Raw genomic sequence first — 12,475 nt, 5'->3', positions numbered from 1 at the left:
ATGCGTGGCGTCGGCGATCGACCCCGACGGCGGAGCGTCCGCACCCGGATATCCTGAGCGGGCGCCCTCGTAGCTCAATGGATAGAGCAACGGCCTTCTAATCCGTAGGTTGCAGGTTCGAGTCCTGCCGGGGGCACCACTGGTTCTGTATGACTTCGGTTGATGGGTGACGTTCGGGCTTCGGTTGATGGGTGACGGTGCTTCGGTTGATGCTTGACGGTTGCTTCGGTTGATCCCTGACACTCCCTTGATGAGGGAGATGAGTGTGGCTGAGCAGCGGTATCAAGCGGTTCTCGCCGTCATTGCCGAGGGTGAGACGGTGGTCTCGGTGGCGGCCCGGTTCGGTGTGTCGCGTCAGTGCGTGCATGCCTGGCTGGCCAAGTACGAGGCGGGCGGCCTGGAGGGGCTGGGCGATGGTTCTCATCGCCCGCGGTCGTGTCCGCACCAGATGAGCGCTTCGGTGGAGGTCGTGGTCGCCGAGTTGCGGCGAGTGCATCCGGGCTGGGGCCCGCGCCGACTGGTCTATGAGCTTGTCAAGCGTGGAGTGGATCCGGCGCCGAGTGAGTCGGGGGTGTATCGGGCGCTGGTGCGGTTGGGGCTGATCGATCCTGCCGCGCGTCGGCCTCGTGAGCGCAGGTGGAAGCGGTGGGAGCGCGGGTCGGCGATGGAGCTGTGGCAGATGGACGTGGTGGGCGGGTTCCTGGTGGCCGATGGCACCCGGGCCAAGGCGCTGACCGGAGTCGATGATCACTCCCGGTACTGCGTCAGCGCCCGGTTGATGGTCAGGGAGACCTCCCGCGCCGTGTGCGAGGCGCTAGCGCTCGCGTTGGGCACCCATGGGGTGCCGGCGCAGATCCTGACCGATAACGGCAAGGTGTTCACCGGCCGGTTCAACAATCCGCCGGTGGAGGTCCTCTTCGACCGCATCTGTCGCGAGAACGGGATCGAGCACCTGCTGACCCAGCCCAGGTCGCCGACCACGACGGGCAAGATCGAGCGGTTCCATCGGGCGCTACGCACGGAGTTCCGGACCGACCGGATGTTCGCGTCGTTGGTCGCCGCGCAGGCCGAGCTGGACGCCTGGGTGGAGGACTACAACACCCGCCGTCCGCACCAGGGATTGCAGATGGCCACGCCCGCGGAGCGGTTCGTGCGCGCCGAGCCGGCCGATGTCCTCACGCTGCGGCTACCTCCCGCGGCCCTTCGGCCTGACCCCGACCGCACCGACGGGCAGTGGGTCGCCCGCCGAGCCAGCACGGTCGGAGTGGTGTGCGTCAACCACCAGCAGGTCTGCCTAGGTGTGGCCAGTGCAGGGCGGCTGATCGACGTCTGGGTCACCGACGAGGTCCTGCAGTTCTACGACGGCGACCACCTCCTGCGCACCGACACACGCACCACCACCGGACCGGTCAGGGTCAAGCACTCCCAGGGCACCCACAGCAGACGTACGCTACGAACGAGTGTCAAGGATCAGCCGGCATAAGCACGTCAAGCATCAACCGAAGTAGTTCAGGGGCACCACTGGTTCAGGGGCACCACGTGTTCACCTGCTTCCGACTCGGCACAAGGATCGGGAGTGCCACGGAGCCGGGGCAGGACGACCGCCACCAGGAGTCCGGCGGCCAGAGCAAGTGCCGCGTTGACGCCGATCGCGGCCCGCAGCCCGGGCAGGAGGTCCGCCGTAGCCCAAACCGTGACGATCGCCGACATGATCGGTGTGCCGAGAGCGATGCCGACCTGCTGGCTCATGGTGACGAGTCCAGTTGCGAGGCCCTGCTGGTGGTCGGGGACGCCGCTGGTGGAGGTCACGACGTAACCGACGATCGCGACGAGATTCGCCACGCCGCCGATGAACGTGACGATGAGCAACGGGAGGACCCAGGCGTGGCTGTCGGAGACGAACACCAGCGGCACCGTCGCAGCGGCTTGGACCAGGAAGCCGGCGACGACCGCGGCCTTGGCACTCGTGCGGACGATGATCCTGGGAGCGATGAGCCCGCCGACGACCGTTCCGATGCCGAGGACGCCGAGGATGAGGCCGGCGGCCACTGCGGTGAACCCGAGGGTCTCCTGCAGGTAAAGGGTCAGCAGGAACACCAGGGATGTCTCTGTCGCGAAGGCGAGCAGACCCGCGATGTTGCCCCAGGCGATCGTGCGGCGCTTGAGCAGCGCGGGGGCAAGGAGCGGTTGGGCGACGCGTGACTCTATGGCCCAGAACAGCACGAACAGCGCGATCGCGGCAAGGATCGTCCCCCATGCACCGGGATGGAGCCACCCTGCGTTTCCGGCGGTGTCGATGCCGAACACGAGGGCGACGAGGGCCGAGGTGATGGCGACCGCTCCCGGGATGTCGAGTCGGGGACGCACTCCGCCACGAGTCTCGCGCAGGACGAATGGTGCGATGAGGGTCACGGCGATCGCAACGACGACGTTGGTGAAGAACGCCCAACGCCAGGACACGGTGCCCGTGAGGACGCCACCGAGGACGGCGCCCGCAGTGAAGCCGGCGGCCATGAGCGCGCCGTTGAGCCCCAGCGCCCGCGAGCGGGCGGGCCCCTCGGGAGTCATGGTGGTCATCAGCGACAGCGCCGCGGGAGTGACCATCGCGGTGGCGAAGCCCTGCCCGACCCGAGCGACGATCAGCTGGGCCGGGTCCTGGGCAAGCCCGCCGGCCAGGGAGGAGACACCGAGCAGCACGATCCCGATCAGGAACAGCCGCCTGCGGCCGAACAGGTCGGCGACCCGGCCGAAGAACAGGGTGAACCCAGCGGCGCACAGCGCGAACGAGGTGACGATCCACTGCAACGCGTCGGTGGCGAATCCGAGGTCGCGCCCGATGTGCGGCAGCGCGACGTTCAGGATCGAGAAGTCCACCGCGAGGGTGAAGTTCGCCGTCAGCAGCACGGCCATCGCGATCTTCTGCAGCGGGGTGAACCGAGCCGTGCGGGCGGATGAAGCCGTTGGTGGTGCGTCGAGTTGAGCCATGCCGTCCAGACTGCGGACGGGCGACGTCGGCAGCCAGAACCCCGGTTTGCGTGGCCCCCGCTTGCCTAGCACTGGCAGGGTCAGGCTCGGCCGGGCGTGCTGAGCCACACTGGTATGCATGGACCGACCGTCGACCGACCCGCCGCGAGCCACGGCGTCGGGCAGTCCCGTGACCGAGCTCGGCGAGTTCCTGCGCTCCCGCCGCGACCGCCTCGCTCCCGGCGATGTCGGCGTCAGCAGCTACGGACGTCGCCGCGTGCCCGGCCTCCGACGCGAGGAGCTGGCCCTGCTCGCGGGAGTGTCGATCACGTACCTGACCCGGCTGGAACAGGGACAGTCGCAGAACGCCTCAGCAGAGGTCATCGATGCGCTCGCCCGAGCGCTGCAACTCGACCCTGACGAGCGAGCGCATCTGTTCGCTCTTGCCCACCCGGCCCCGGCAGCGCGACCCTACCGATCGCAGTCGGAACACGCCAGACCGGGAGCCGAGCGGTTGCTCCATGCGATGGGCGACGTGCCCGCGGTGCTCCTCGGCCGGTTCAACGACATCCTCGCTTGGAATCGCACCGGACACCTGGTGCTCGCCGGCCACCTCGACCCCGAGGCTCCGTCCCACCTGGATCGGCGTCCGAACCAGATCAGGTTGCTGTTCCTCGACGAGCGGATGCGCGACCTCTACGTCGACTGGGAGGACGAGGCCGCGCTGGCGGTGGCATCACTGCGGTTCGTCGCAGCACGGTTCGCCGAGGACCGGCGAGTCGTCGAGCTGGTCGGCGACCTGAGCATGAACAGTCCCGAGTTCGCCCGGCTCTGGGCCGGTCATGACGTGCGGTTGTGCACGAGCGGGACGAAGCGGCTCCACCACCCCGAGCTCGGCGAGCTCACGCTTGGTTACGAACTCCTGCACCTACCCGAAGGAAACGGCCAGCGCATTCTCACCCACACCGCCGAGCCCGGCAGCGCGTCCTCCGCCGCGCTGCGCCGGTTCGCCGCCACCTGATACGCCCACCCGGGCGTCAGGACGCCCGCGCCGTGCGGCCGAGCCGGATCGCCGAGATGAGGAAGAAGACTCCTCCGAGCGTGGCGTATCCGGCGATCGGGCCGAGACCCGTCGCGTTCCCCAACCCCTGGCCGATGAATCCGAACCCGACGAGGAACGAAAGTGCCCCGCTGACGATCAGCGGCCACTGCCCGCCGAGCCGGCGGCGGCCGATGCCGGTCAGCAGCTGTGTGCCGCCGGACACGACGGCCCACACGCCCCACACGGTCAGAACCGCGCCGACCGAGTTGAGCGCCGACCAGCCCAGCGCGACCGCCGCGAGGACGCTCAGAGCGACATTGGCCCGCTCGCTCAGCCGGGACCGCGCGGACGATCCTGACGCTCGGAGCTCGACGTACACCGAGGCCGCGTCCACGAGCGGGTACAGCACCAGCAGCACGGTCAGGAGTGCGTCGGACCTGGGCGAGACAAGGGCCACCAGCAGAGCCCACACGACGGCGAAGCCGAAGCGGCCGAGGTAGAGGCGACGCAGGGTGGCGGGGAGGGTCGATGCGGCCGGGGGTTCGGTCGTGATCATGGGTCTGTCCGTTTCGGGTCTCGGGGATGGTTTGCGTGGTCAGGCCACGGTGGTGACGAGGACGACGGGGATGTTGCCGCGGGTCGCGACCGAGTAGGGGCAGACCGAGTGGGCGGCTTCCGTGATCTCCTCGGCGACGTCCTGGTGGATCCCGCCACCGAACTCCACGTTCAGGACGGCGCTGAGCCCGAAGCTTCCCTCTGGCGTCGGCGTGACGCTCACCTCGGCGACCACCGCTGAATCGACGACGGGCACCTTGCGCTGAGCGGCCACCAGCTTGAGTGCGGAGTGGAAGCACGACGACCAACCGGCGGCGAAGAGCTGCTCGGGGTTCGTGGCGCCTCCCGGACCTCCCATGGCGCGCGGGATCGCCAGCGTGACGTCGAGCAGGCCGTCATCGGTGACCGCACGTCCTCCGGAGCGACCGTCACCGGTCGACGTGGCCACGGTGGTGTACAGGGGTTCAGACATGAGGTGGAGTCCTTCAATCGACAGTGGATCTTGAAGTAGAGTAACTAGTACGTCTACATCCGGGACTCTAAGGTGGTGACGGCATCGGGCGCAAGCCCGCGGTTCGATGAGGCGGAGGAAGGCGTGGAGACCGAGGCCCCGAAGCAGGCAGCTGGGAGCCGGGGCGGGCCGTCGACGCGCGAGCGCATCCTGGCGGCCGCGACCGAGCTCTTCTACGCGAACGGCATCCGTGCGACGAGTGCGGACCGCATCATCGAGCAGGTCGGGATAACGAAGGTCACCTTCTACCGGCACTTCCGGACCAAGGACGATCTGGTGGTGGCGTATCTCGAGAGGAGCGCTGCGTGGGAGCGGAACGCAATCTCACTGGCGCTCGAGGGGCGCACCGCACTCGACTCGCTTCGAGCGATCGCCATGGGCATCGGTGCTGACAGCTGCCGACCCGGGTTCCGCGGGTGCGCGTTCATCAACGCGGCGGCCGAGTTCCCCGAGGCCGAGCACCCCGTGCGCATCGTCGTCGAAGCGCACCGCCGGTGGACCCAGGACGTCTTCGCCGGACTCGCCGTCGAGGCCGGCGTGGCCGAGTCCGACACGGTCGCCGGGCAGCTGATGATGCTGCGGGACGGCGCGATGGTGAACGGCTATCTCAGCGACCCCGAGTCGATCGCGCAGGCCCTCGGTGCTGCCTACCTCGCCGTCGTCGAGGCCGGGCGCCACCCACAGGGCGCCTGACTCAGCCGCCGAGCCCAGCGGACGGCCGAGTCACGGCCGAGGTGTTCGGCGGGCGGCCTCCGCGAGCAGGTCCCGGACTCCGGGCCTGTCGACGTCTGCGGCGGAGACGAAGCGGATGTGCCGGGCCCGCCTCCCGGTACCTTCGAGGAGCCCGCCCGGGTCATGGCCGGCGAGCTCGGCGCCTCTGGCGAACATCAGGTTGACGTGCGCGGTGTGCGGTGCGATCCCGGCCACCAGGAACGTGTAGGTGCCGGGCTCGAAGGTGTAGCCGATCAACCCGGACGCCGGGTCCGGCTCCTCGATCACCTCCGGGATGGTCCCGGCCACCAGGTCCCGAAGCCGTTCGGCGATCTCACGGACGGGCGCGTCGAGTCCGTCGATGACGTCCTCGACGCGCCTGCCCATGGCGGCATCCTACGTACGTCGGTGCGCCGTCAGGCGGCCAGCGCCTTGGCCTTGATGCCGTTGAACTCCTCCGCGGTGATCGTGCCCGAGTCGAGGAGCTGCTTGGCCTTGGCGATCTCGTCGGTCGGGCTGGCGGCCGCGACGGAACGGATGTAGTCGTCAGCGGCACGCTGGGACTGCTGGATCTGCTTCGCGTTGCGGTCGGCCATGCCGTCGCCGCGAGCGATCAGGTAGATGAGCGCGGTGATCAGCGGCACGAAGACCAGGAAGATCAGCCAGATCGCCTTCTTCCAGCCTGCCAGGCTCTTGTCTCGGAACAGGTCGGAGATGATCGTGATCAGGGTGACCAATGCGGCGATGAACACGAACGCCCAGAAGAAGACAACGATGACGTTCCAGATCGTCTCGAACACTGTGGGACTCCTCAACTCGGTCAAGCACGGACCAACTGACGACGGCCACGCCCTGAGGCGCTCGGGTGTGCGTGATGCCGCACCGTTGGCCGATCGTGGCATGGCGGATCGCGTGGTGGACCCACCCGTTCCGGGTGAACCCGTGGCCGCCGAGCCGCGTGGCTACGCCTCCGGTCGGAGCGGAACCTTCACGTCCGAGCCGCCCTCCTCGGTGAGCCGCTCCCCCATCTGCACCAGGGTCGGCTCACCGATGAAGCCACCCGCGAACAGTGCCTGGCCCTGCGTGAACGACGCGGCCCGAGCCAGAAGTTCCTCCGGTACGAACCCGAACACGTCGGCCAGCTCGGCCAGGTCACGCGGTGCGTTCATCCGCATGAGGCCGAGGTTGTCGCACTGCGACAGGACGTTCGGGTGGATCTTGGTGGGACGTTGGGTGGACACGAACAGCCACAGGCCGAACTTCCGGCCCTCTGCGGCGATCTGGATGACCCGGTCCGTCAGCGCGCGCTCGACGGCCGTCACCGGGTCCGGCGGGCAGATGTTGTGCGCCTCGTCGATCACGATGAGGACCGGACGCCGGGACTCACGGGTGTCCCACAGGTGCTCTAGCACGGCCAGGGCAGCGACCTTCGGCTCGGCCACGTCCGCGAACCCGCCCAGGTCCAGCACGGTCGCCGGGGGGCGCTCGTCGATGACCTGGGTCGCCGAGGTCGAACCGCGTGACCACAGCTCCCACTCGAGCACCTGGAGGTTCTCGATCCGCCGCGCCAGCCGCTGCTGGCCAGGATCGTTCGAGTCGCGCAGCGACGCCAGGAAACTCTCGTTGGCGAAGGTCTGAATGTCCGCGTCGACATGCAGCAGGACGTTGTACTCCTCGGCGTCCGCGATCGGGTCGAGCTGGAGCACGGCCGCCTTCGACGCGGCGGACAGGTCGAAGAACCTGACGTGCAGCCGCTCGCCGTGTGGTCGCGTGGAGTGCAGGATCCGGACGTCCGAACCTGTGATGGCCGCAACGGCGTCCGGGTCCCGTCCTGGCCGTGTCTGGTGCAGCCGGGTGAAGTCGGCATTGGGGTCGAGGATGAGGAGCGGCAGGTCGGTCTTGAGCAGGAGCTGCTCGAGCACCACTCCGAGCGCGTACGTCTTTCCCGACCCGCTCTGGCCGCACCAGAACGTGTGTCGGTTGAACCGAGCAGCGGCCAGGCGCGCCTCGTCCTCGGGCCGCTCCAGCCATGTACCGATCGTCAGATCCACGCCTGGAAGCCTTGCACATGGCCCCCGGCGCGGACAGGACGTTCGCCCTGTTCCTGGGAGAATCACCCGGGATGGATGAGGCCGGACGATCACACGGGCCCGGTTCGGTGGGCTGGAATACTCCGCCATGTGAGCGAACGCATCGACGAGCGCACCGCGAGGTGCCCCGAGTGCGGTGCCGTCCTGCCCTCCGGTCGCGACTGCTGGGAGCGGGTGCACGAGCTCCTCGAGATCGAGGCCCGGCTGCTGCCCGGCATCGAGGACGTCGAGGTGGGCCTGCTCGCACACTTCTTCGCGATCGCGACGTATCAGTTGCAGCACCCGTCACGGCTCACCAGCGGAGCCGTGACACAACTGCGCGACGGCGTCCGGCGGATGCTCGGTAGCGACCGTCCGCCGATCGACCACCTTCGCCGGCAGGTGCGTGGGTTCGCCGAGGGGCCGAGCCGCGTTGCCCGCCGCGCCCCTGCGGGCGACCGCGCGCATGTGCCGCACTGGCCCAGGCGCTGGACCATGACGGCGACCGACGTGATCGGTGGGCCGCAGGCCGACTACGCCGACGCCGTCGAGCGGTGGGCGCGGCACACGCTGGGCGACCTCGACGGGATCGTCTCGTAGTCCGAGCCCCGAGCCGGCGACGGCGGCCCTCACCCTGAGCGACCGGGCCGTGCGACGCCACCGGGGCTCAGGCGGTGGCGCCGGGCGCGTGCCTGCCGATCGGGATCACCATGGGCGCGCCGGTGCGCGGATCGGCGACGACGTCGCACGGCAGGTCGAAGACCTCACGCACGGTCTGTGCCGTCACGACGGTCGCCGGTGGCCCGGCCGCGACGACGCGCCCGTCACGCATCGCGACGAGGTGGTCGGCGTACCTGGCCGCGAGGTTCAACTCGTGCAGCACCAGGACGATCGTGGTGCCCCGTTCCCGGTTCAGGTCGACGAGCAGGTCGAGCAGCTCGATCTGGTGGTTGATGTCGAGGAACGTGGTCGGCTCGTCCAGCAGCAGGATGTCGGTCTGCTGGGCGAGTGCCATCGCGATCCAGACCCGCTGGCGCTGGCCGCCGGAGAGCTCGGCGACCGGCCGGTCGATGAGGTCGAGGGTGGCGGTCGCGCGCAGTGCGGTGTCGACCGCGGCGTCGTCGGCGGCGCTCCACCGCCGGAACCAGCCCTGATGCGGGTGTCTGCCCCGTCCGACGAGATCGGCGACGGTGATCCCGTCGGGCGCGACCGGGGCCTGGGGCAGCATCCCGAGGACCCGCGCCAGGTCCCCCGGCCGCATTCGGTGCAGCGGCTCGCCGTCGAGGTGGACCACGCCCGAGCGCGGCTCGAGGAGCCGTGCGAACCCGCGCAGGAGCGTCGACTTGCCGGACGCGTTCGCCCCGATGATCGCGGTGATCCGGCCCGTTGGCACGCTCAAGTCGACCTCACGCACGACCGGGGTCGCGTTGTAGCCGAGCGTCAGCGCGCTGGCCTCCAGGAGGTGTTCGGGGCTCACGTGCCGCTCGATTCCCGCGCGGCGCTGATCAGCACCCACGCGATGTAGGGGGCACCGAAGATGCCCGTGACGACGCCTGTCGAGATCGGCCAGGCCAGCGCGTGCTGCGCCACCAGGTCGGCCACCTGGAGGATGACGGCACCCATCAGGCCGGCGGCGACGATGCTCCGACTGGCCGGGCCGAGCACGATCGTCGCGATCGGTCCGGCGAGCATCGCGACGAAAGCGACCGGGCCAACGGCCGCCGTCGCCACCGAGACCAGCACGGCCGCAACGCCCAGCAGTACGAAGCGGTCTCGCTCCGCGCGGGCGCCGAGCATCCGAGCCGGCTCGTCGCCGAGCTCGAGCGCGCGCAGCATCCGGGCGAGGCCCGGCCCGACCAGGGCGACGGCGGCCAGCAGCACCGCGACGACCGTCACCAGGCCGGGGGTCGCCATCCCGACCGAGCCGACGAGCCAGCTGAGCGCCGCACGCGCGTCGGTGAACTCGGCACGCGCAACGAGGTAGGAGGTGACCGACAATGCGAACGCCGCCACCCCGATCCCGACGAGGATGAACCGGTACTCGGACACGCCTCGGCGCCACGCGAGCAGGTAGACACCGGCCGCGGTCGCGAGGCCCCCGAGGAGCGCGTAGCCGGACAGCGTGAAACCGGCGACACCGCCGAGCACGAGCGCGGCCGCGGCGGCCGTGCCCGCCCCCGCGGCGACGCCGAGGAAGTCCGGCGAGGCGAGCGGATTGCCGAGTACCCGCTGGAACAGCGTCCCGGAGACTCCGAGCGCGATGCCCACGAGGGCCGCGGCACCCGCCCGGGTCAGGCGGAGCTCCCGGACCACGAACACGGTGGCGTCCTCACCGACTCCGAAGGACGCCAGGACGGCCTCGACGGGCGGAACCACGACGCTGCCGACCACCAGTGAGGCCACGAACAACACGGCCACCACCACGCCGAGGGCCGCCACCACCACGCCGACGCGGCGACGCGCGCCCGCACGGTACCGACGGGCCGCCGTCGCGACCGGAGCCACGACCGCCGTCATATCTTCACGATCTTGCGGAACCGCACCAGAAGCACGAAGGCGGGCGCGCCGAGCACGCCGATCACCACGCCAACCGGCACCTCCGCCGTCGGCAGCAGCACTCGGCCCAGGATGTCGGAGCCGAGCAACAGCACCGGACCCAGGAGCGCGGAGTAGACGAGGATCCAGCGGTAGTCACTCCCGGTGATGAGCCGGGCGAGGTGCGGAATCATCAGGCCGACGAACACGATCGGCCCACACGCCGCCGTCGCGGCCCCGCACAGGACCGCCACGATCGCGAACAGCACCCCGCGGGTGCGGCTGATGCGCAGCCCGAGGGTGCTGGCGAGGTCGTCGCCGAGCGAGAGCAGGTTGAGGGCCCGCCCGGTGAACAGGGCAGCGACGATGCCGATGGCGAAGTACGGGGCCAACTGGACCAGGACCGGGTAGTACCGCCCCGCGAGCGCGCCGACCTGCCACATCCGCAACTCGTTCAGCGCGTCCGGATCCGCGAGCAGGATGGCCGAGGAGAACGAGCTGCACAGGGCCGTCGCGGCGGCCCCCGCGAGGGCCAGCTTGACCGGGGTCGCCCCCTCGCGCCCGACCGCCGCGATCGCGTACACCACCACCGTGGCAACGCCTGCGCCCGCGAACGCGAACCACACCGCTCCACTGACCGGCATCGTTCCAAGCAGGAGCGCCGCGACCACGACAGCCAGCGCCGCGCCCGCATTGATGCCCAGCACACCGGGGTCGGCGAGCGGATTGCGCGCGACTCCCTGCAGGATCGTCCCGCCGAGGGCGAGTGCCGACCCGACCACGATCGCGATGAGGGTCCGAGGCATCCGCATCTCCCGGATCACCGTGGCATCGGCCAGGTCGGTCGCCCCGATCAGGGCGTTCCAGACATCGACCGGCGCGACGTCACGCGAGCCAAGGCCGAGGCTGACCAGGACGAGGGCGAGCAGGACGACGACCACCGGCAGCAGACCGAGTGCGCGACCGGAGCGTCGTGCGACCGAGGGCGGTGGCGCGACCTGCGTCGCGCTCACTCGCCGACGGAGGAGTCCGTGGCCCGGATGACCTCGGCGAGGCGGGTGAGCTCGGCGGCGTAGTCACCGTAGGTGTGGACCCAGTAGGCGGGCCACGTCGTGGTCTGGCCGGCAGCGAACGCGGCGATCTCACCCGAGATCGGCGCCTCGGCGAGGATCTCCTCGTTGCCGGGGTGGTTGCGGTCGTCGAACAGGAGCAGGTCCGGCTGGTAGGTGTCCGCGGTCTCCATGCTCAGCGTCTCCCAGTACGGGAAGTCGGGGTCCGGGGTCTCCGGAACGATGACGTCCAGGCCCCAGCGCTGGAAGTCGAGCAGTTCGGGAGCATAGGCAGGCACCGCGACGGAGTAGTCCGTGTCCCAGGGGCTGATCGCGAGCGCGGTCACACCGGGGTTCTCCTCGTTCGCGGCCTCGAAGTCCGCCACGGCCTCCTCGAACGTGGCGCGCGACTGGGCGATCGCCTCGGGATCCGCACCGAGCGAGGCGGCGAGGTCGGCGTAGCCTTCGATCAGGGTGACGATGGAGTCACCCTGGCTCGCCCCGACCACGGGAGCGAGGTCGGCCAACCGACGGCTGGAGTCCTCGACGCCCGCCTCGAAACCGCTGTAGGCCTCCTCGACCGGCCACCAGTCGCCGACGATCAGGTCTGGTGCCAGCTCGGCAGCGGCGGCGACGTCGATCTTGCCCCACTCCTGGCCGATCACCTCGATGCCGGTGAAGTCCACGCCCTGCAGACCGACGTCCTCGGAGACCGGCGAGCTCGCCCAGATCGCGACGGGCGTGATGCCGAACTCCATGAGGACCTTCGCGGCGTACGCCTCGGCGATGATCCGCACCGGAACCTCGTCCGCGGTGTAGGTCTCGCCGTCACCCGAGACGTAGGTCCAGCCGGGTTCCGCCGACGACCCGCCCTCGGAATCGGCCTCCGATTGCCCCGCGCATCCTCCGACGGCGACCGTGAGAACGGCGGAGACGAGCACTGCGGTGATACGGGCACGACGACGCATGGAGCACTCCACAAGTTAGGTAAGGAACATCTAACCCGCAGAGCGTACTGCCTGATGCCACGACCTGAGAA

14 protein-coding genes and 1 tRNA gene are annotated in these 12,475 nt (G+C 69.7%); 5 read left to right on the top strand and 10 right to left on the bottom strand.

Features of this window, described 5'->3' with window-relative positions; genetic code table 11:
* The first annotated feature begins 63 nt into the window (after positions 1 to 63).
* Positions 64 to 139 (top strand) — tRNA-Arg (locus GKS42_RS08010).
* A 111-nt stretch (positions 140 to 250) separates the two neighbouring features.
* Positions 251 to 1,483: an IS481 family transposase gene (locus tag GKS42_RS08005; protein WP_154793348.1), complete on the top strand. Its 1,233-nt coding sequence runs from the start codon at positions 251 to 253 to the stop codon at positions 1,481 to 1,483.
* 26 nt (positions 1,484 to 1,509) lie between these two features.
* Here the strand turns inward: GKS42_RS08005 and GKS42_RS08000 are convergent, their stop codons facing one another.
* A complete protein-coding gene (locus GKS42_RS08000; protein WP_154793347.1) occupies positions 1,510 to 2,985 on the bottom strand; it encodes an MFS transporter in 1,476 nt (491 codons plus the stop codon).
* Between the two features lie 118 nt (positions 2,986 to 3,103).
* Between GKS42_RS08000 and GKS42_RS07995 the strand changes: the two genes are divergently transcribed.
* Positions 3,104 to 3,985, top strand: a complete 882-nt coding sequence (locus tag GKS42_RS07995) for a helix-turn-helix domain-containing protein (RefSeq protein ID WP_154793346.1) — start codon at positions 3,104 to 3,106, stop codon at positions 3,983 to 3,985.
* 16 nt (positions 3,986 to 4,001) lie between these two features.
* Here the strand turns inward: GKS42_RS07995 and GKS42_RS07990 are convergent, their stop codons facing one another.
* Positions 4,002 to 4,562 carry a hypothetical protein gene (locus GKS42_RS07990; RefSeq protein ID WP_154793345.1) on the bottom strand — a complete coding sequence of 187 codons (561 nt, stop codon included), beginning with the start codon at positions 4,560 to 4,562 and terminating at the stop codon, positions 4,002 to 4,004.
* Between the two features lie 39 nt (positions 4,563 to 4,601).
* Complete coding sequence (locus GKS42_RS07985; RefSeq protein WP_154793344.1) at positions 4,602 to 5,033, bottom strand: organic hydroperoxide resistance protein; 432 nt, start codon at positions 5,031 to 5,033, stop codon at positions 4,602 to 4,604.
* Between the two features lie 123 nt (positions 5,034 to 5,156).
* Here GKS42_RS07985 and GKS42_RS07980 point away from each other — a divergent pair, with 123 nt between their 5' ends.
* A complete protein-coding gene (locus tag GKS42_RS07980; RefSeq protein WP_154793343.1) occupies positions 5,157 to 5,765 on the top strand; it encodes a TetR/AcrR family transcriptional regulator in 609 nt (202 codons plus the stop codon).
* A 30-nt stretch (positions 5,766 to 5,795) separates the two neighbouring features.
* Here GKS42_RS07980 and GKS42_RS07975 read toward each other — a convergent pair whose 3' ends face one another.
* The 3 genes from GKS42_RS07975 to GKS42_RS07965 form a co-directional block, all read right to left on the bottom strand.
* Positions 5,796 to 6,170, bottom strand: coding sequence for a DUF1801 domain-containing protein (locus GKS42_RS07975; protein WP_154793342.1), 375 nt, complete (start codon positions 6,168 to 6,170; stop codon positions 5,796 to 5,798).
* Between the two features lie 29 nt (positions 6,171 to 6,199).
* Entirely contained in the window at positions 6,200 to 6,583 is a 384-nt protein-coding gene (locus GKS42_RS07970) for an SHOCT domain-containing protein (RefSeq protein ID WP_232847971.1), read from the bottom strand.
* A 162-nt stretch (positions 6,584 to 6,745) separates the two neighbouring features.
* On the bottom strand, positions 6,746 to 7,834 hold the full coding sequence (locus GKS42_RS07965; RefSeq protein WP_232847970.1) for an ATP-binding protein: 1,089 nt from the start codon (positions 7,832 to 7,834) through the stop codon (positions 6,746 to 6,748).
* A gap of 129 nt (positions 7,835 to 7,963) precedes the next feature.
* On the opposite strand from GKS42_RS07965, the gene GKS42_RS07960 reads away from it, so the two are divergent.
* On the top strand, positions 7,964 to 8,452 hold the full coding sequence (locus GKS42_RS07960) for a DUF5946 family protein (protein WP_154793339.1): 489 nt from the start codon (positions 7,964 to 7,966) through the stop codon (positions 8,450 to 8,452).
* Positions 8,453 to 8,519: 67 nt separating this feature from the next.
* Here the strand turns inward: GKS42_RS07960 and GKS42_RS07955 are convergent, their stop codons facing one another.
* From GKS42_RS07955 to GKS42_RS07940, 4 genes are read right to left on the bottom strand one after another with little or no spacing between them, the layout of a single operon-like run.
* Positions 8,520 to 9,329, bottom strand: a complete 810-nt coding sequence (locus GKS42_RS07955; RefSeq protein WP_154793338.1) for an ABC transporter ATP-binding protein — start codon at positions 9,327 to 9,329, stop codon at positions 8,520 to 8,522.
* A complete protein-coding gene (locus GKS42_RS07950; RefSeq protein WP_154793337.1) occupies positions 9,326 to 10,369 on the bottom strand; it encodes a FecCD family ABC transporter permease in 1,044 nt (347 codons plus the stop codon). Before GKS42_RS07950 ends, GKS42_RS07955 begins: the two co-directional genes overlap by 4 nt.
* Positions 10,366 to 11,400 (bottom strand): FecCD family ABC transporter permease, encoded by a 1,035-nt coding sequence (locus GKS42_RS07945; RefSeq protein WP_154793336.1) that lies wholly within the window; start codon positions 11,398 to 11,400, stop codon positions 10,366 to 10,368. The genes GKS42_RS07950 and GKS42_RS07945 overlap by 4 nt, the downstream gene beginning before the upstream one ends.
* A complete protein-coding gene (locus tag GKS42_RS07940) occupies positions 11,397 to 12,404 on the bottom strand; it encodes a TroA family protein (RefSeq protein ID WP_154793335.1) in 1,008 nt (335 codons plus the stop codon). The genes GKS42_RS07945 and GKS42_RS07940 overlap by 4 nt, the downstream gene beginning before the upstream one ends.
* Positions 12,405 to 12,475 lie beyond the last annotated feature (71 nt).

This window comes from Occultella kanbiaonis (assembly GCF_009708215.1).
Taxonomy (GTDB): domain Bacteria; phylum Actinomycetota; class Actinomycetes; order Actinomycetales; family Beutenbergiaceae; genus Occultella; species Occultella kanbiaonis.
Note: the sequence above shows the minus strand (reverse complement) of the source record. Positions and strands in the feature narration are given on the sequence as shown.

Excerpts from the sequence above, each read along its gene's own strand:
- GKS42_RS08005 (WP_154793348.1), top strand. The coding sequence starts at position 251 with ATGAGGGAGATGAGTGTGGCTGAGCAGCGGTATCAAGCGGTTCTCGCC.
- GKS42_RS07975 (WP_154793342.1), bottom strand. The coding sequence starts at position 6,170 with ATGGGCAGGCGCGTCGAGGACGTCATCGACGGACTCGACGCGCCCGTC.
- GKS42_RS07990 (WP_154793345.1), bottom strand. The coding sequence starts at position 4,562 with ATGATCACGACCGAACCCCCGGCCGCATCGACCCTCCCCGCCACCCTG.
- GKS42_RS07940 (WP_154793335.1), bottom strand. The coding sequence starts at position 12,404 with ATGCGTCGTCGTGCCCGTATCACCGCAGTGCTCGTCTCCGCCGTTCTC.
- GKS42_RS07950 (WP_154793337.1), bottom strand. The coding sequence starts at position 10,369 with ATGACGGCGGTCGTGGCTCCGGTCGCGACGGCGGCCCGTCGGTACCGT.
- GKS42_RS07985 (WP_154793344.1), bottom strand. The coding sequence starts at position 5,033 with ATGTCTGAACCCCTGTACACCACCGTGGCCACGTCGACCGGTGACGGT.
- GKS42_RS08000 (WP_154793347.1), bottom strand. The coding sequence starts at position 2,985 with ATGGCTCAACTCGACGCACCACCAACGGCTTCATCCGCCCGCACGGCT.
- GKS42_RS07995 (WP_154793346.1), top strand. The coding sequence starts at position 3,104 with ATGGACCGACCGTCGACCGACCCGCCGCGAGCCACGGCGTCGGGCAGT.